19 protein-coding genes are annotated in these 18850 nt (G+C 46.5%); 10 read left to right on the forward strand and 9 right to left on the reverse strand.

Annotated elements, in window-relative coordinates:
* Positions 1 to 96: 96 nt before the first annotated feature.
* Genes ABUE20_RS04235 through ABUE20_RS04245 form a run of 3 tightly spaced genes read right to left on the reverse strand, consistent with a single transcriptional unit; the run spans position 97 to position 1809 of the window.
* Positions 97 to 1005, reverse strand: a complete 909-nt coding sequence (locus ABUE20_RS04235; RefSeq protein ID WP_408618596.1) for a hypothetical protein — start codon at positions 1003 to 1005, stop codon at positions 97 to 99.
* Positions 1006 to 1050: 45 nt separating this feature from the next.
* The gene (locus ABUE20_RS04240) at positions 1051 to 1353 is read right to left on the reverse strand and encodes a hypothetical protein (RefSeq protein ID WP_408618597.1); all 303 of its coding nucleotides are present in this window, start codon (positions 1351 to 1353) and stop codon (positions 1051 to 1053) included.
* Positions 1354 to 1809 (reverse strand): hypothetical protein, encoded by a 456-nt coding sequence (locus tag ABUE20_RS04245; RefSeq protein ID WP_408618598.1) that lies wholly within the window; start codon positions 1807 to 1809, stop codon positions 1354 to 1356.
* 155 nt (positions 1810 to 1964) lie between these two features.
* Here ABUE20_RS04245 and ABUE20_RS04250 point away from each other — a divergent pair, with 155 nt between their 5' ends.
* Positions 1965 to 2210: a hypothetical protein gene (locus ABUE20_RS04250; RefSeq protein WP_408618599.1), complete on the forward strand. Its 246-nt coding sequence runs from the start codon at positions 1965 to 1967 to the stop codon at positions 2208 to 2210.
* Between the two features lie 31 nt (positions 2211 to 2241).
* Here ABUE20_RS04250 and ABUE20_RS04255 read toward each other — a convergent pair whose 3' ends face one another.
* The 3 genes from ABUE20_RS04255 to ABUE20_RS04265 form a co-directional block, all read right to left on the reverse strand.
* A complete protein-coding gene (locus tag ABUE20_RS04255; protein WP_408618600.1) occupies positions 2242 to 3246 on the reverse strand; it encodes a hypothetical protein in 1005 nt (334 codons plus the stop codon).
* A 143-nt stretch (positions 3247 to 3389) separates the two neighbouring features.
* Complete coding sequence (locus ABUE20_RS04260; protein WP_408618809.1) at positions 3390 to 4166, reverse strand: lamin tail domain-containing protein; 777 nt, start codon at positions 4164 to 4166, stop codon at positions 3390 to 3392.
* A 128-nt stretch (positions 4167 to 4294) separates the two neighbouring features.
* The gene (locus tag ABUE20_RS04265; protein WP_408618601.1) at positions 4295 to 5197 is read right to left on the reverse strand and encodes an N-acetylmuramidase family protein; all 903 of its coding nucleotides are present in this window, start codon (positions 5195 to 5197) and stop codon (positions 4295 to 4297) included.
* A 405-nt stretch (positions 5198 to 5602) separates the two neighbouring features.
* Between ABUE20_RS04265 and ABUE20_RS04270 the strand changes: the two genes are divergently transcribed.
* On the forward strand, positions 5603 to 6751 hold the full coding sequence (locus tag ABUE20_RS04270) for an iron-containing alcohol dehydrogenase (protein ID WP_408618603.1): 1149 nt from the start codon (positions 5603 to 5605) through the stop codon (positions 6749 to 6751).
* Positions 6752 to 6857: 106 nt separating this feature from the next.
* On the opposite strand, the gene ypfH is transcribed toward ABUE20_RS04270, so the two are convergent.
* Both ypfH and ABUE20_RS04280 read right to left on the reverse strand, forming a co-directional pair.
* Complete coding sequence (gene ypfH / locus ABUE20_RS04275) at positions 6858 to 7478, reverse strand: esterase (protein ID WP_408618605.1); 621 nt, start codon at positions 7476 to 7478, stop codon at positions 6858 to 6860.
* Positions 7479 to 7650: 172 nt separating this feature from the next.
* Positions 7651 to 7992, reverse strand: coding sequence for a hypothetical protein (locus tag ABUE20_RS04280; protein ID WP_408618606.1), 342 nt, complete (start codon positions 7990 to 7992; stop codon positions 7651 to 7653).
* 603 nt (positions 7993 to 8595) lie between these two features.
* On the opposite strand from ABUE20_RS04280, the gene ABUE20_RS04285 reads away from it, so the two are divergent.
* Positions 8596 to 9150, forward strand: a complete 555-nt coding sequence (locus tag ABUE20_RS04285) for a hypothetical protein (RefSeq protein ID WP_408618608.1) — start codon at positions 8596 to 8598, stop codon at positions 9148 to 9150.
* Between the two features lie 231 nt (positions 9151 to 9381).
* Positions 9382 to 9945 (forward strand): GNAT family N-acetyltransferase, encoded by a 564-nt coding sequence (locus ABUE20_RS04290; RefSeq protein WP_408618610.1) that lies wholly within the window; start codon positions 9382 to 9384, stop codon positions 9943 to 9945.
* Here ABUE20_RS04290 and ABUE20_RS04295 read toward each other — a convergent pair.
* Positions 9936 to 11072 (reverse strand): glycerate kinase, encoded by a 1137-nt coding sequence (locus ABUE20_RS04295; protein WP_408618611.1) that lies wholly within the window; start codon positions 11070 to 11072, stop codon positions 9936 to 9938. The two genes, ABUE20_RS04290 and ABUE20_RS04295, sit on opposite strands and share 10 nt — an antisense overlap.
* 194 nt (positions 11073 to 11266) lie before the next feature.
* On the opposite strand from ABUE20_RS04295, the gene ABUE20_RS04300 reads away from it, so the two are divergent.
* From ABUE20_RS04300 to ABUE20_RS04325, 6 genes are all read left to right on the forward strand, one after another.
* A complete protein-coding gene (locus ABUE20_RS04300) occupies positions 11267 to 11890 on the forward strand; it encodes a DUF1007 family protein (RefSeq protein WP_408618612.1) in 624 nt (207 codons plus the stop codon).
* A complete protein-coding gene (locus ABUE20_RS04305; RefSeq protein WP_408618613.1) occupies positions 11887 to 12843 on the forward strand; it encodes a nickel/cobalt transporter in 957 nt (318 codons plus the stop codon). The genes ABUE20_RS04300 and ABUE20_RS04305 overlap by 4 nt, the downstream gene beginning before the upstream one ends.
* 96 nt (positions 12844 to 12939) lie before the next feature.
* On the forward strand, positions 12940 to 13305 hold the full coding sequence (locus ABUE20_RS04310; RefSeq protein ID WP_408618614.1) for a DUF2750 domain-containing protein: 366 nt from the start codon (positions 12940 to 12942) through the stop codon (positions 13303 to 13305).
* Positions 13306 to 13326: 21 nt separating this feature from the next.
* On the forward strand, positions 13327 to 14262 hold the full coding sequence (ylqF, locus tag ABUE20_RS04315; RefSeq protein WP_408618615.1) for a ribosome biogenesis GTPase YlqF: 936 nt from the start codon (positions 13327 to 13329) through the stop codon (positions 14260 to 14262).
* Between the two features lie 383 nt (positions 14263 to 14645).
* Positions 14646 to 16493, forward strand: a complete 1848-nt coding sequence (locus ABUE20_RS04320; protein ID WP_408618616.1) for a methyl-accepting chemotaxis protein — start codon at positions 14646 to 14648, stop codon at positions 16491 to 16493.
* Positions 16494 to 16713: 220 nt separating this feature from the next.
* On the forward strand, positions 16714 to 18558 hold the full coding sequence (locus tag ABUE20_RS04325) for a methyl-accepting chemotaxis protein (protein ID WP_408618617.1): 1845 nt from the start codon (positions 16714 to 16716) through the stop codon (positions 18556 to 18558).
* Positions 18559 to 18850: the final 292 nt, after the last annotated feature.

An 18850-nucleotide genomic window follows, 5' to 3' on the forward strand; every position in this document is an offset into this window, starting at 1 on the left:
TGATTTTCGCTTCAAGAAGACCGTTAAAATATAATGGATGGTAAAACCGTTGATGATCGTGAAGCATCACTCTCAAGGTGCGGCCGTTACCGATCATCAACGATGTTTAGACAGACTGGCTCTCAGGCAGGAAGGAACCCCTGGAAGTCGCCGTAAATGAGGTCCGGTAATCGCGGCCGAACGGGGTTTTAGAGTCTTGCTAACCACAGCAGGCTCTGGATCCGATGTCCGCTCAGGTTGAATCGGCTCAGCCGACGCTGCCGTCATCTGTTCAACAGCCGATGCTTCCGGGGGCTCGAAAGGCTCTGGGGGATTGGATCGGAACGTGGATCCTGTTTCGAAAGACTGAAGTGTCGCAGGGTGATAACTGTGCGGATACACTGGCGTTCCCATGCTCACGCTGGGAAAGCGTAATGTCGGAACAGATGAGAGTCTCTCATCACGTAACCTCGTCGTATTCGAATCAACTTGTGTATCAGAAACAATCGGCTGAGGAGACAATACGGGAGCTGGCTCCGTATCTCCACTCCGACACGTCCGCGAAATGGTGGTAGCCAACGAAGCTTCAGCCTTTTTCGAAGACAATACAGACCGTTCGCCGGCGTCCGCTCCGGGAGTTAGCGGGGTAGGTTCGGGGTCAAGACTCTCTTGTGATAAATTCACTGGTGTCGAGTCTGGTTCATCTACAGATAACCCCGCAGCCGATTCAGCGGCTTTCGTTTCGTCTTCCAAATCTGCTGCGGCCCAAAACACCTCTTTTGGCATATCGGTCAATAATTCGGGCAATCGCTGCACAAAATCCAAATAAGGATTCACCGTATTGGCCGGCCATTGAACCACCGGCCCCTGATTAACCGCCGGAGCGGAATCTGTGGCCGAAGCGGGACGATGAGATCCACTCCCCTGAACTTGCACATTTTTTTTCATCGTTTTTTTTCGGTGAGTGGTCGCATTCGCAGTAGAGCGATGGTGAATGCGTCTTCGACGCCGGATAATCATGAGCATGAATAAGCCCCCTGAACTTCCCACACCCGGTGCGGGAAGTCGATCTTAAAGAGCCATTTTAACTAACAAGCCAAACGCCTCATTGACGATTTTCTGGACTTCAACTTTGCCAGCGATCGCCTGAGTCAACAATTCCGCCTCCGCGATCTGCTTCTCCCGCTCAAGTTCGACCTGAAACTCTTCGGCACTCAGTTCACCGTTGTTTTTAGCCTCAACCAGCATCGATAAATTCTCACCCTGTTGATTCAGACACTGTCCCAGCCCTTCACAGAGCGCCTGTTTTACGGGGGAATCCGCCAGCCCATCACTCACTGTATTCAAAATTTGTTCTATTGGAAGTGCCATCATTTAAGCTCCCTGATGAGGTTTAAGTGATTCACCTTTCATCAGGGTCGATAGCATCCGCTGATACTGAGACTGACGAAGACGAATGATTACGTTCGATAAAGTGCCTTTACTCTGATGTTCTTGCCGACCACTCTGCCATAAATTTTCCAGGATCTGTGATTGCTTCAACGTTTCACTATTATTTTTTCTGAACATTTGCAGCCGAACCAAGCTACGGATCTGGACCTGAATATCCAAATATTGACTGGCAAATTGTGAATAGTTTCGGTGATCCTGCGGTTTGGCACTCATCGATAAATAAAGTTTATCGATGGAGCGGTCAATTTGCTGCATCAACTGAAATGATGATGGATCATACGTGGCAACCTGAATGACATTACACCCTACGAGTGAAAATCCGACCAGGCAGAGGATCACGCCCATCAGATGCCGATATGCCCTGCTAAAAACGGCCATAGTCTCTCCTTGATGAATTGAAAACATAATGAGTGTAATGGTCACAACATCATAGAACTGCGCATTATCGCGGCATTTTTGCTGCATTTAACGCGTTATTCATCCTCAAGGTGACTTATGGTGATGAAGCTCACTCAACGATAACGGAGTGTCATATGAGCGATCTGAGCCAAGCCTTAAAAGCGGTTCGCAAAGCACTGGCCCCGCAACCGCAAAAACCCAAGTTGACACCTAAACAGTTTATTCAAAAACAAAAAATTTCGGCACGGGTCCAACAAGTTCTCAAGAACCAACGCCCCCTCAGTACGTTGATCAAACCGGTACTCAAATTTAATCAGTCACGGCTTAAAAGCATTACGGATGAAATTCAAAAAAATCTGCAACAAAAACCGAAAAAGTAACAGCGAGTGGGTCTAGGCAGAACACGGGAATTTAATTATTGGTATCACCGGAGGTATTCCGGCGAATGCTTTCTATAATCTTATCTAAAATAGCAAACAGGACCTCAATGCTGTACCCGGCAATGAACGCGATGGCCATTGGCGAAAGCTGAGCCGCACCACTAATCATATCCGGTTTTAACACCCAGCCGGTGATCATGCCCGCCAGCGATCCTAACGTCAGTCGCAACCGATAACCGATCTCCCGCCCCGGGGTATATGTTAAGTCATGAATTTGTTGCAGCAGACTACGCAATACAAAAATAAACGCGCCTAACAGGCCATATAGCAACGGCAACACATAACTCTGGAGCATATTCAGTGCTGATTTGGCCGCAATAATATCCGCATAATAATCCAGCATATCCTGAGAACGCAGCAGCGCGTGACTTCCTGATAACTGGTTTTTGACATGTTGGGGCAATTCCATATGAAAATGTTGACCCAACATCCAGACCGCATTCCAGCCTTGTAATAACCGGTAATTGGCATCCCGTTCCAGCAACGCATCATCGTAATTCCCAGAATGGACGGCCGTTTCCACCGCAGGACTGGATTGTTTTTGCGTGAGGCTATGGGTGATTTCAGAACCAAAGATGTAAAACATCTGCACTAAGAGCAGACAAAATAAAGTCGCGACAGTATAACGGCGATACCAACAGATAATTTTCCCAGCCTGAGGCGAACTGAGCGTTCCTGTTTCAGCATCCGGGATCACCGCTTTAATACTCTCAACCGTCACCGGATAAACTTGCCGTGCCAGTTCATCAAAGCAGCTCAATAAGGCCACTTCGTCATCGCTATTCCAGTATTTAGAACCGTAGCGCTCACAAGTTTTACTGAAACTTTCGACCAGTTGCTGATCCAGCTTTAAGTTTCCATGACGGGCGACATAATGCAGCAGCCGCATCCCATCCTGAATAATCTGTTCGGTCGGAGCTTTAGGTTCCAAAGCCGTTGCGGCCGGAATAGCACCATTTCGATGAATATTAAACATAGCGATCCATCACTCCGAAACTGAATTTTCCGTCAGATTAAACCGATATCAATAGGCTCGTACTGCTGTTATCGAAGCAGAACTCAACGCCCAAGCGCTATTTCTGTAACGGGCCAGCCCAAAGGCTGGCCGAAAAAGCGTTTCTAATACTGATACGAGACAACAGTTTGGCCTTGTCTGTTGAGCAATACGCCACAGTCACCATGATTATTCCAGACGGCGGTTGGGCTATCAAAGCTAAACTCATCGGGGCCACAGTCTGGTTTATTGGTATACACTCGTATCGAGTGATAGGGCCTGACAATACTCTGTTCGGGGAAAACAAATTGCTTCTTATTTCGCTCGGATAACACACTCCAGCCACCGAGATCTAACACCGCGGCACTTATATTGACCAGTTCAATAAACTCATCGCCCTCGGATCGAAACTCCTGACCATCATAGTGAATATGTGAGATGCATAGCGAATTCTCGGCGGTGCCGTTATAACGATATTCGCTGCAAACCTCACCGTCAGGATCGATCAGTTGAGCCACATCACCGTTGTTATTCCAGATAGGCCGCTTATGATCAAAACTCAATTCGCCCTCCCTTGGCGCCGTATAAATACGGGCACGACTTTGAGCCGTTAACAAATAACCTTTCGGGAAAATGAAAACCTGATTCGGATCGCCGGCATCAATTTTCCAGCCACTTAAATCAACGATCAGTTCACTTTCATTAACGACTTCAACGAATTCATCGGCCAGTTGATCATTGCCCTGATAATTCAGATAGCCAATCATGAGCTGAGTGTGGATCTGTAATTCATTCAATTGATGCCACAAAGCCTGCAAGGGTTCAGGATCCATCTGCCGTTCATCTATCCGAACGGAATAAACAATGCGCTGTATGGCGTCTAACACTTCATAAGGTTTCATCACTTTCACTATGGGGCTCCTTGAGGATTAATTATGAACCAAACCACTCCAATTTCGACTATCAATATAGCCTTGTTTTAAATAGTTTCATCCTTTAAATACAGCCACTTATCTTATAAGGTTTCACATCAAGCTGAATGGTGTTCATACGCATTTTTTAACTTTTCGTCATAATGATTTTGCGCATAGTCCGGACCATTATAATGTTTGGCAAAAGTAGCCCAATCGCACTGGGCCAACGCTTCTTTCATCGCTGTATTTGAATCAATAAAATGTGTAAAAGCTTTCAGATGATTGGCTTCACTGACAAACATATCACGGACAAAGCTAAAGACATCCTCATATCCTGCCAACTCATAATTAAAGCCCATAATTTGATAACGGCCATAAGAAGCAGAACTTAGCGCGGCAGAGCTATTCAAGGCCATCGCTTTTTGCAGACGCTGGTATTCTCCGTCACCGCCGACATATAAACTGCGATCCCAATGTAGCGACGAAATATCCGGATGCGATTCATCATATTGGTGATCGGTTAAGCGGGAGAACTGCTGCGCTTCAAATAACAGACAAGGTAAACCGGATTCGAAAAAGCCTGCCCCGGAAGACTCCACATCAGAGACCGCTTGAATCGCTGCCACTTCACATCCCAACAGCGCCGCGGCCTGCGAAAAATCATCCTCACTAAGACCTTGTTCGGGAGTCAGCCCTATCAGAAAATACCAAGGGATCATCTGCTGTGCCGGGGATGGCAACGTTTTTAGCGTCTGGCAAATTGAGTCGTAGGTTTTACCCGGATAACTAATACACATATCAGGGTTTTGAAAATGTAGAATTTTCTGCTGATAAAGCGCGATCGCGGCACACGTTTTGGACTGAGCCGGATCATCCCCAAGACAGCCATCTTCGGTCAATTTTGGCTCAAGCCCAATCAGAGAGGCCAGTTGATTCAGCGCTTGCTGCACCGCCTTCACATCATCCGCATGATTCTCACCCCCAATGCCAACCGATGCTTGCAATGTCAGAGTACCCATAAAATTGCTCCTTAATCGTAAATGCTCTTTTAAGATTAAGGAGTATTGCTCAATTGCGATGGGGGAATTTCAGCAAAATATGTGACAAACTGCGGATAAAATCGGTCTTTATCATGATAAAAACCTATCGTCTGCGCCTTGATTAACTCTTTAGATGCATCACTGTTATGCATCGATTTTTCATCGATGTGGCCACACAATCCAGTACAATATTCAACACAGCGAAAAAACGTTCTGCATCAGAGCTGCTTCAGAACACACAATGATATCAGCTCAATCCGTTCGCGTTTTTGTAAACAATGTTGATGATGGGAGTATCGTTTGTGCTTCATAGCTATCAATACCGCCCCCGTTTCACCGTATTTTGTTTCAAACTCGTCACGAGACACCCAATCGGAGACCATCATGGAAAATTTTAGTTTTCATAATCCAACTCAGATCGATTTTGGAAAAGAAAAAGAGAAGTTAATTGGCGAGCATCTAGCCAAACATGGAATTAAAAAAGTTCTGCTATGTTTCGGTAGTGATCGGATCAAACGTGATGGTTTATTCGATACCGTAGCCGACAGTTTGGCTCAATTTAACATCAGCTATGTGGAATGTGGGGGAATCGTCAGCAATCCGATCATGGCCAAAGTCTATGAAGGGGTACAGCTGGCTAAAACCGAAAAAGTTGATGCCATCTTAAGTGTCGGCGGCGGCTCCGTTCTGGACAGTTCAAAAGCCATTGCCGCCGGAGCCTTATATGAAGGGGATACCTGGGATCTTTTCATCAGAAAAGGAACCATCGAAGCGGCTTTGCCTATTTTTGACATTTTGACGATGGCGGCCACCGGCAGCGAAATGAATTGTGGCGCGGTCGTGACTAATGAAAAAACCCAACAAAAATATTCAATCAACTCTCAACATACGTATCCGATTGTATCGATCATCAACCCGGTATTGATGCAGTCTGTTTCTAATGATTATTTGGTTTATTCGGCCGCTGATATTATTGCTCATTCTATCGAAGGTTATTTCACGGCATCGATTCATCCGCACTTCCAATCACGGCTGGTGGAATCCATCATTAAAACCGTTATGGAAACCACTGAGATCCTACTCCGCGATCCCAAAGACTATACGGCACGTGCCGAATTTGCCTGGGCATCCACACAAGCCTTAAACGGCCTAACCTATTCAGGAACAGCAGGATCGAGTTATCCGAATCACATGATCGAACATTCACTATCCGCTATCTATAATGTGCCTCACGGTGGAGGGTTATCGGTGATTATTCCCGCTTGGATGAAATGGTATCATCCTCAAAACCCTGAACAGTTTGCCCGTTTTGCGAAAGAAATCTTCAATCTGGAAACAGCTGAAGAAGGCATTGCAGCATTAGAAAACTGGTTTAACAAGGTTGGAACCCCAACTCGATTAGGTCAGTTCGCTATTCCGGCAAGTGACTTGGAAAAAATCACCCGCAATGTATTGGGGAACGCCGAATACTTCGGCATTGGCACAATCTATACCGAGGATGTGATTACGACCATATTAAACAACGCATTCTAAGGTCTGTTGATCTGTTAGGATTGAATTGGCTTCAAATTAAACCTTATTTGGACCAAGGGCGGCCATGTGACGTGTAGCATACTCCATCAATCATGGCCTAGCCTTACTATCGTGACAACCAAGTCACCAGATCGCTTAGCTCTGCGGCACTCACCTGATGCCCCATTCCTGGGTAATAACAACTCTCGACCGTGACGGACTGTTGTTGCAGACAAGTCACCGCCTGATGGGCATATTGCACATCAATCACCGGATCCTGTTGTCCATGCAAAAATAAAAAACGGGGTGGATGAACCAGCGTTTGGGGTAACGCGGCAAAACGCCCAGATAGTGACACAATACGACCGGCCAACGCAGTAGTCTGCTGTTTGGCTGACTCCAGTGCCATAATAGCACCTTGAGAAAAGCCAATCAGCGTGGTTTGGGATGCGTCCACCTGAGTCTGTTGCTGCCAATATTGGATCATCTGTTCAAATCGACCCATTGTAGCCGCAATGCGTGCCGGTCGATTCGCCTCGGTGACCCCTTGCACCGAAAACCACTGAAAACCACTCCCCAAATCACAGGGATCAGGACTATTCACGGCGATTACGGCTGAGTCTGGAAATTCGTGAGCTAAATACTCACCAATTTCCTGCATACCACGAGCGTTGGCACCAACACCATGCAAAAGCAGGATTAACCCGGAAGCCACTACGGGCTGCTGAACAACTATCGATTGTGTCATCGTTTATTTCCGTAAACTCATTGAATGAAAATATCGTAACACGCCCCATCAGCCAGACCTGCTCTCTTCTGTTAAACACTGATTTAAATAAATCGACATTCGCCCATACGCTGAGCATAAAAAAACGCCGTAAAACGGCGTTTAGTTACTAAAAGCCATGCCCATAGGGAAACTATGGATTACTGTTTCCCATTGAATCAGAACCGTTGTCTGATGATGCCGGCGCGGCTGAGTTATCCATACCTGAATCCGATGAATGTTCCGTTTCTGATGAAGCCGCAGGAGCCGGCTGACTGCTACTCTGTGCTGATGTTTGTGGATCTGCATCTTTATCATTACATGCAGCCAGCGATAAAGCAGCCACGATCGCAATAGCAGGTAATGCCAGTTTTTTCATGTTCATGATATTCCCCTGAAATAACGGATTTGAACGCTGTAACAATTTTGCACACCATCCGGCACTCGCCAGAGCGTGCAATAGCGAGCACTCACGATACCGGATTATGGCAATCACACAATATCGACTTAAACCAATCCGCTATAGACAAACCACCATAGGCTAAGAAAATAGTTTTTGTCACCTGAACAAATCTCTATAGAAATAGCCCGAGTCTTGGTCTAGAACATAAACATAATGAATTGATAATATTATAATTTTTTAAATAAATATAAAATTCTGTAGGAGGATTTTCCGCGGCTGCCAGATAAAACAACCGTCTCAGGACTCTCTAAGCGCATCATTTCAATCGAAATTATCCTACGTCGCTCTCGTTTTTTATTGGATCATTACCCCTCATTTATCTGCCAACAAGATACGTCATCACACATCGATGCAACACGTTAATAAATAAAAAGATCTGATACGGGAATTTTTTTAAGCAAAATGGGACTAATAAAGTAATAACCATTGCCGATAATAACTAAGTCTGAGGACTTTTAGACTAAACTGATTCCTAGAAGTTATCGATCTGTGTAGATTGAATTTTGTTCAATACCCTATGTTGAACAAGATACTAATTCACCCGAACATCGATCAACAGCCCTAGCTGATTCATGATTTTGTCATATTAGATCGGCATACTGCGGTGCAAAAACCGTCTCGGAGGAGAGCCTATTGATGTCTCACGTAAGGAATACGACACTCATTATTGAACACCAACAATGGACTGATGCAGATCAACATCATTGGCAACAATTACAGAATAAGGCAAAAGCTTGTCAAATCCAGCTCGATGGCCTGTGGTTAAGCTCTTGCGGATTGACGCCTCTTCAAGGCTCCCAACCCACCATCACCTTAAGCTCGCGCAGTGATGCCAACGGGATCTGGCATTTTGCCATCCGCTCGGCACTCACAGAACAGCTGATTCTAATTTCAGAGACGATGACGTTAGATGATGGCGCATTATGGGAATTTATTCAGGCCCCTAGTACGGCCAGCTATACGCTGCCAGGGGATCCCCACCATAATGGCCCGATTCCCCGTATCACTCAATCGTTACTCCAGGGAAATTATCAGCCAATATTGCGTCGTTATGCCCTGTTTCGGGTGAATCGATATTGGCTCAATCACAGCCAAATGCAGCAACCCGCATTGCAAGCTTCCAATAACTGGTATGGTCGCCTTAAATCCGGCTGGGACTACTGTTCAACGGCACTCAATCATTTCTTTTAACCCTGCTATAGCAGGGTTATTTCCCTCGGGAAAACACAATTTAACGTTTGGGAAGGCCCCGCCCCATAGACTTCGATTTTGTGGTTATTGAAGAGTCCCAATTTAGCCATCAAAACCACGCATTTGATCGCCAAAAAACACCTAAAATTGTTCAATATGTGAGCTATTTCTCGATAAAACAACCGTCCCCATCTATGCTTATGGCTAAATCTGTCTGAAATGGGAGCGCAAATGCTACAGGTTCCTAAAATAGTCACCGATAACGCGATCATTACTATTTTAAAACCTGATCGGGCTGATTTAGTGCTAGATTTTTACTCCCGTAATCAGGACTTCTTCAAACCCTGGTCGCCGATTCGTGAAGATAAATTTTTTACGCTACCTTACTGGCAGCAGCGTATGGAGCAAGCCTATCAACAATTTTTAGATGATCAGGCCCTTTATTTCGTCGCACTGACCCCGGATGAATCCAGCATCGCTGCCATTGCAAATTTCTCAGCGATCATCGAGGGGGCTTTTAAAGGCTGCTATCTGCGTTTTGCTATCGATAAAAATCGAGAAGGGCAAGGTCTGATGCAGGAGGTCTTATGCCATACTCTCAATTATGTTTTCTGCGAACTAGACCTACACCGGGTGATGGCCAACTATCCACCAACGAATATCCGGGCCCAAAAACTGCTGACCCGATTGGGGTTTAAACCAGAGGGACTCGCGCGATCTTATATGAAAATCAACGGCACATGGCAAGATCACCATTTAAGTTCACTGACCAATCCACTCCATATTCACGACTGAGCCGTTTTCCATAATCGCGCCAAATTCTCCGCACATATTTTCAAATCTGCTTCGGCAGATTGCAAAACATTCGCTAAAGAATCGACCCGATTGATACAGCTAAAAACCGCACTGATCCCCTGCTCATATAACTTCTCATAATCCTTACCCAGCGATCCCCCAATGGCTATCACGGCAATGCCTTGTTGACGAGCCCGCCGAGCCACGCCTATTGGCGTTTTACCCGCAACGGATTGACCATCCAGTCGCCCTTCACCCGTAATGATCAGTTGAGCCCCCTGGATCCGTGAATCAAAATCCATGGCATCCATCACCAAATCAATACCCGTTTTCATTCTGGCATTGAGGACTCCACTCAATGCCGCCCCAAGACCTCCGGCAGCGCCCCCTCCCGGAATAGACAATAACTCAATCCCATGTTGCTGCTGCATACATTTGGCATAATGTAATAGTGCTTGATCCAGCTCGACGATCATCTGATGATCGGCCCCTTTTTGTGGACCAAAGACCGCACTCGCTCCTTGCGGCCCACACAATAAATTATCCACATCACAGGCGACTTCCAGCATCACCTGAGACAACCGAGGATCCAGCGAACTTAAATCAATATCGACGATGTCGATCAAAGCCGCTCCCCCTGCCGCAATCGGTTGGTGGTTGGCATCTAAAAACCGTGCCCCTAATGCTTGCAACATCCCAACCCCACCATCATTGGAAGCGCTTCCGCCCAAACCGATCAGGATCCGGGACACCTCATGATCCAAGGCTTGCAGAATTAATTCACCGACGCCATAACTGGTCGTCAATTTTGGATTTCTCAACGTCGGTGCCAGTTGCTCTAAACCGCAAGCTGCCGCCACTTCAATCACGGCCGTTTGGCCATCATCAATAAACCCTAAAAAGCTATCGACCAGCGTCATTCGAGAACCGTGCACCTGACAGCGAGCCACGGTTCCATGTGCCGAGGAAACTAGTGCGACAACCGTTCCTTCTCCCCCATCAGCCAACGGAACGGCCGAATAGTCCGCATCAGGAAAAATAACGGAAAAGCCGTCAATAATGGCTCGGGCCGCATGCATGGCAGATAAGCTTTCTTTAAATGAATCAGGGGCCACTACTATTTTCATATTCGCGCTTCCTTAGTCATCGATATCAATGGCATTCACCGTGTTCACCACTCTATCATCAGTTTGGCAAATTTTGCTTAAAAAGCGAACTTTCCGCCGGATATAAATCGAGTTTAAGTCACTGAAATTCTGTTTTTCCCAGATTATTTTTCTGTTATGTTATAACGACACAAAAACTAAGAATGATTCACCGCATGCGCATTTTTCTGATGCTGTTACTGTCGGCCTGGTCACTGACCCTTCAGGCCCATCCACATTCATGGATTGAACAGCAAACCACCCTCATCGGGGACGAACAGCATATAACTCAGCTAAAAATGCGCTGGTCATTCGATAAGATCACCACCGCCTATACCTTGGAAGGGGAAGATTTAAAAGGTGCACAACGGGCGAAAACCCTAAAAAAAGTAGCGGATCAGATTGCCGCCCACATGATGCCGGACCACTATTTTACCTATTTTTATCAAGACCAGACCCCTCTGCGTTACCATGTAGTCCGCCATGCGGATGCCGAACTCATCGATCATAAGCTGATCCTCGAGTTCACCATTACCCTATCTAAACCACAGCCTTATACGCAACACCCTCTCAAACTGATGATCTTCGATCCCAGTTATTATGTGGATATGTACTGGAACAACGCCGCCGATATCAAACTCACAGCGCCTGTAGCCAAACATTGCCAATCGCAGTTGCTCGAACCTCATCCCAGCCAGAAAGATATTAACTATGCCATGTCGATCCCAGCCGATGCCGATCCGGATTATCCACTGGGTCAACTATTTACCCAAAAACTGATATTACGGTGCCATCCATGAATACAGTACTGCTCAAACGAGCCGGAGCGCTTCTGGGATTACTACTATGCATTGCCATCGGTTGGCTAGTCTGGCCCCATCTACTGATCGCAGCCATGCAGGCCCAGCAAATACTCTATAGCCACTTTAATCAGTTACTTTTTTCAATCAACGAACATCAATGGCATGCCTTGAGTTCTTTAAGTCTACTCAGTTTTGCTTATGGTATTTTCCATGCTGTCGGTCCAGGTCACGGCAAAGTAGTCATGAGCAGCTATCTCGTCAGTCATCGGGAACAATTACGACGCAGTATTCTTTTGACCTTATTGGCCGCCATCGCTCAGGCGGTGTTTGCCATCACGGTCGTATCGCTGCTGCGTTTTGTCTATCTGCAAACCGCGCACCAAATCAATCAGAATGCCCTCACCCTCATCCATTTCAACAGTTTACTGATTATTGCTCTGGCACTCTGGTTTGGTTATAAAGCCTATAAAATAATCTACCCGCAGCCGATACACTATCGAACCTTTAAAGCCATCCCGCCCCAGCCGCTTTTAACCCGCCCTAGCTCAGGAACAACCTGTGGCTGTGGTCATCATCACTTTATCGATGACACCCACTTAAACTCGCTGCAACATTGGCGTGATTATCTGGCGTTAATTGCCAGTATCGGAGCCCGACCTTGCTCGGGGGCATTATTTTTACTCAGCGTTTGTGCCTTGCTCGGAATTTACTGGGTCGGGATCATCTGTACATTCATCATGGCTCTGGGAACCGGGATCACGACATCCGCGATCGCATCCCTGACGGTGAGTGCCCGGCAATGGTTTTTAAAGCTGTATCCCAATCATCGACCGAATCGCTATCTCCAAGCAGCGCCGATGATAGGCAGTGCCCTGCTATTGCTGGTGATTGGAATTGTGCTTTATCAGATCCCGGTATGGCAGGGGATGCCCCACTTTCTTCGCCATTAATTCAACTTTATCGACGTTTGATGTTTTTTGCGCAAATAAGACGGCTTTCTGCTAGACTTCCCGCTTTGATGACCTGGGTGAGTCTACGGAGCCATAATGAGCGACAATATCAGTAATTTTTATCAACAAAGCAGTGAAGTCCGTTATCAACTAACGGTAGCAGCCATCCGCCGGACCGGTATGCTCTGGACCCTCAAAGATGAACAGGGCTGTATTATGGTCGCCAGTGATGAAGAATCATGTCTGCCGATCTTCCCGGATGAAGCGATTGCTCAAGCTTGGGCTACAGAAGAACACGCCCACTGCGAACCTCTGGCTATTGATATCGCAGCCTTTCTAGGCCGTTGGGTTCCCGGAATGACCCAAGATGGCTATCACCTGGCGGTTGGCCCCAGTCTGGATGCTGAAAGTTTAGTCGAGCATCCGGAAGATTTTGCCGAGATCCTAAATCAACGTAAATAGTTTAAAGCGAAGGAGACCGACATGGCCATTCAATGGTACCCGGGACATATGCATAAGGCTCAAAAGCAGATCCGAGAGGTGATGCCCAATGTGGATCTGGTGATCGAAGTGCTCGATGCCCGCATTCCTTATAGCAGTAATAATCCACTGGTCGAGGATCTCCGGGCGGGAAAACCCTGTTTAAAAATTCTAAATAAGAGTGATCTAGCCGATCCGCAGCGCACAGCCATTTGGGTGGATTATTTAGAGCAAACCCATGGGGTTCGGGCTCTGCCGATGTCCCAGCAAAAAGCAGCACAAATCCAAACCTTGCTGGAGCTTGCTCGCACCATGGTACCAGGGCGAGGAACAGCGGATAAACCAATCACCACTTTAATCTGTGGTATTCCCAATGTGGGCAAATCCACGCTTATTAATACGCTGGCCGGACGCATCATTGCCAAAACCGGGAATGAACCGGCCGTCACCAAAGCCCAACAGAAGATCCGGCTGGAAGGCTATATTACTCTGCTCGATACTCCCGGAATTCTCTGGCCCAAATTCGATAATGAAAACAGCGGCTATCGCTTAGCCGCAACCGGAGCCGTTAAAGATACGGCCATGAGCTATGATGATGTCGCGGCATTTACAGCAGAATATTTACTCGCTGAATATCCACAGTTACTACATGAACGCTATGGCTGGGAAACGCTCCCCCGAGATGAAATTGAATTGCTGGAAATGCTCGGTCAGCAGCGTGGCTGTCTGGTACGTGGCGGACATGTCGATTTTACCAAAGTCGCCACAATCTTACTCAATGAGCTCCGTGACGGCACGTTGGGGTTAATCACGCTGGAAATGCCCGAACAAGTCGCTGAAGAAGAGCAACATTTTGCAGCGCTTCAGGCCGAAAAAGAAGCCCGCAAAAAAACGCAGGAGCAACAACGTCAGGCGAAAGCCCGTAAACGCCGCAAATAATGTCATTCCCATACATGTTTAGACGAGCCAACCTCTGAAATATTTCTGTCATATTCACTGGTTATCCTTGCGCTCTATAAGGGGCTGTTGATCTTTCGTGATTACTTTTGCAGCAATTGAGCTTGATTGAAACAAAGCCATCGTTATGCCGTAGAGTCATTCTCCACCAACGATGTCTAACGCTAATCATTCAAGCCCAGATTGCCCCGCAAGTTCATTTAAATGCGTCTTGAGCTTTGTTGCGCCCTGTTGGCTTAACTCATTAAGTGTCGCAGATCGCATCGGGTTCAAAAAGCGTTTAAATTGCACAAAATTCAACCATGAACGTTCAACATTCCCAAGGAGCCGAAATTGGCAAAACTGGATATGTAGGGAAGTGGTTAATGTCCATCAAATATAAATTGGTAATTGCTGTCATTATTGTTCTGGCAGGGCTGTCGGTACTTCAGACCTATCTCCAATATCAGAGTTTTAACCGCAACGTTCGCCTGTCACTCATCACCCAATCGAAACAATTGTCTGCAACGGCAGCAACCCAGATGTCCATCTGGCTTCAAGATAAACTCACGACACTGGAATCGGTCACCCATCAGGATCCCACCGGACCTAGTTTTCAAAAAGAACTCTACCAAGCCCAAACGGCCGGAGGATTCTCCAGCGCTTATTACGGTAATGACGACGGTAAAATAGTCGTCGGGAATCCTGATGAAACGCTCCCTTACGGTTATGATCCTCGCAACCGGATCTGGTATGTCGGAGCGCAACAGGAAAGCCCTTATTTTTCAGATCCCTATATGGCCACTGATGGCCATTTGGTCATGACACTGGCGGTTAAAGCCGAAAATGGTGTGTTCTCGACCAATCTACCTTTGACCAGTTTGAAGACTCAGATGGATTCACTGAGCACGCACAATATTACCGCATTTATCGTCTCGAATGATGGCGTTATTTTGGTCTATCCCGATCCGGAAATGGTTGAACATACCATCGATGAGCTTAGCCCACAGCTGAGCGATGAAATCATTCAAAAGCATAGCCAATTATTTGCAGCCAATTTAGCTAAAGTGCCATCACTCGTTAGCTTTTACCCTATTCCACACACCAACTGGTCACTGGGGCTAAGTTTTAATAAAGAAGCCGCATTTGCGAGTGTCCATGAAAATTTAGTCGATGGATTAATCTATAATGGCGTCATGTTTTTAGTGGTCGTGATCGTGATCTATTTACTGATCATGAGCTCATTTCGTCCGCTGAAATCATTGCAACAAGCCATTGATGTGCTCGGTCAAGGAGATGCTGATCTCACCCAGCGCTTAAACATTAAACGCAAAGATGAAATTGGCCGTTTGAGCCGTAGTGTTGATATCTTTCTGGAACGCTTGCAACAATTACTGATCCAAGTTCGGCATCAGTCTGAAACGTTACTCACCCATACTTCGGCCGTGAATGCCAGCGCCGGTGACTCTTCCCATGCGGCTTCCAGCCAACAGCAACAAATTGAGCAAATGGCTCATGCCTTTACCGAAATCACTGAAGGCGCAGAACATGTGGCCGAACATGCCAATCAAACCAGCAGTGCCGTAGCAACTTCATTACAAGCTTGTCAGGCCGGGAAAAATATCATTGAACGGAACCAGCAACAAATATTAGATCTGGTCGAAAGACTTGAATCGACGGCCGATGGCGTGAGTGAAATCGAACGCAGCAGCGGACAGATTACCGACATTCTGGAAACCATTCAGGCCATTGCCGAACAGACGAATCTGTTGGCACTCAATGCCGCCATTGAAGCCGCCCGGGCTGGTGAGCATGGTCGAGGGTTTGCGGTCGTAGCCGATGAAGTCCGGAACCTCTCCTCTCGCACCCAGCAATCAACCGAGCAGATCCGTGAAGTCCTCATGACCTTAGTAGATAAAACCAATAAAACCGTACATTCAATGACCGATAGTCGAACTCAGGCGAACCAGAGTGTTAGTGAAGCCAGAGAAGCAACCGATGCCTTAGAGCATATCGAACAAACGATTACCAGTATTCAACAGATGTCACTACAGATAGCCAGCACAACCGAGCAACAACGCGTTTCGACCGTGAAACTGCGCGATCATACCCATGTGATTGAAAACGACTGTAGCAATCTGCATCGCCATGCCAATGACACCATTGATCAGGTCCGGACCCTACGACAAATTGCTCAGCACCTCGACCACGAAATGCAACAATTTATTTTATAAAACAGGTCATATCGTCTGCTACTTAGCTATATTGACCATATTTAGAGAACAACCCGATAGATTGATACAATTTCTTACAAGAAATCACTCAATTATAAAGCTGCATTGGCGATATCCTTAGTCACCAAATCACGTTAATAACTTTTTTATTATTAACGTGATACCAAACATTACTCATTCTTCTATTCATTTTTGAGCATCGACTAAGGATATGTTTCATATGTCCCTCAAACAAAAATTAACGCTCACGGTTATTATCGTGCTTGCGATTTTATCCACGGCACAAATCGCTGTAGAGACTCAGACCCAGCGCCAAAATGCGGTTCAGGCTCTAAATCAATCCTCACAGCGTATCGGACGAACCACCGCATTACAGCTGTCGAACTGGCTTGAGAACAAAATTCGGATCTTAAATACAGTCTCAACACTGGAACAAGATAACCATTTTGCCAAAGCCTTGTATCAAGGGCAGCGTTCCGGAGGATTCAGCCTAGTCTATTTTGGTCGAAATGATGGGGCTATGATCACCGGAGATCCAAACTACCATAAACCTGATGGATATGATCCCAGAGCTCGCCCTTGGTACCAACAAGCACTCACCCAGAATTTATATATCTCAACCCCGTACCATGATGCCGCCAGTGGCGACCTAGTACTGACATTATCCAAACGGATCAAAAATGGAGTGATAGCGACCGATTTATCCATATCTAGCATGGTCGAACAAATCCAATCACTCAGCAACACCGATCTACAAGCCTTCTTGGTGGATAATCAAGGGCAGATATTGGTTTATCCCGATGCCAGCTATGTCGGAAAACAACTCGGTCAGCTCAGTCCTCAACTTTCACTGCAAAATCTGACGGACGGCCAACTCACCGATGCCACCATGTCAGGCAACGCCGCAATGGTCCGTTTCATCTCCATTAAAAACTCGCCTTGGTACCTTGGCCTAAACTATAGCCAAAAAGCCGTATTAGCCGATGTGGATAAAAGTTACTGGCATTCGATTTTCTATGGCGTCTTCAGTTTTATCATCATCGCCCTGATCCTGTACGGGAGTATTTATCGAGCCTTTTTACCACTGGCTCGTTTAAATCGACGCATTCTGACATTGGGGGAAGGGACAGCCGATTTAACCCAACGATTAACCGATAAACGCACCGATGAAATCGGACAACTTTCCCAAGGATTTGACCGCGTGTTAGAGCGGCTGCATCACATGCTGCTGGCTATCCGGGAGAATACACAGCAGCTTGTCCAGACAGCCGACAGCAGCGCCCAGATGGCAGAACAATCACACCGCTCACTGAATCAGCAGCAGCAGGATGTAACCCAAGTAGCCACAGCACTACATGAAATGTCCGTCACCGCCAACGAAGTAGCGGCGCACGCCGAACAAACGGCACAAGCGGCCCAACGTTCATCAGAAAACAGTCTGCAAGGACGCGAACTGATGCAAAACAACCAGCAACAAATTACGAAACTGGCGGATTTACTGGAACATACCGCTCAGGGCGTCAAACAGCTGGATGATGATAGCCAAGCGATGACCAATATTCTGGCAACGATTCAGGATATCGCAGAACAAACCAACTTGTTGGCACTGAATGCAGCCATTGAAGCGGCCCGAGCCGGTGATCAAGGCCGAGGCTTTGCCGTCGTAGCCGATGAAGTTCGAACTCTCTCACAGCGGACTCAACAATCTACCGAAGCCATCCAACAAATGCTCAATCAGTTGGAACAAAATACGGAGCAAACCGTTACCACCATGCAGGAAAGCCGGAAACAAGCACAACAGAGTATTGAACAGGCTCGGCAAGCGACCCAAGCTTTAGATCAGATGACCCAATCGATCACCGAAATTAGTGATATGTCGACCCAAATTGCCAGTGCCGCCGAAGAGCAACGAGCTGTGACCGATGAAATCAGTCGCAATACTCAAGGCATTTCTGATGTTTCCGATGCACTCCAACAACAGTCGAATCAGGGATCCAGTCAGGCGCAGCAGCTTCACCAAATTGCCGCACAACTCCAACAACAGATTGGACAATTTATTCTTTAAAACAACTGGCTAGAGCCTGTTGATCTTGCATGGCTGAATGTTGTTTAAATGAACCCGTAGAGCCGCCTCTCTACGGGTTCTATCGGGCTCAGCTCTCTCAAGGCTCAATCTTGTCATCGATATATTTTCTGCGCTTAACGCCATTTCTTGTCTATATTGATAAGCATGTCTTTGTAATCGATTTCAAATTGCAATTGAATTAAAAATGAATGCTTTTCAGTAGATTAAATCTACAGAAACACCATATTGATCATTTTATAGATATGTGACCTAGATTCACTCGCTTTTCATG

Origin of the sequence: Celerinatantimonas marina (assembly GCF_046054165.1) — a bacterium.
In the GTDB taxonomy this organism is placed as follows: Bacteria; Pseudomonadota; Gammaproteobacteria; order Enterobacterales; family Celerinatantimonadaceae; genus Celerinatantimonas.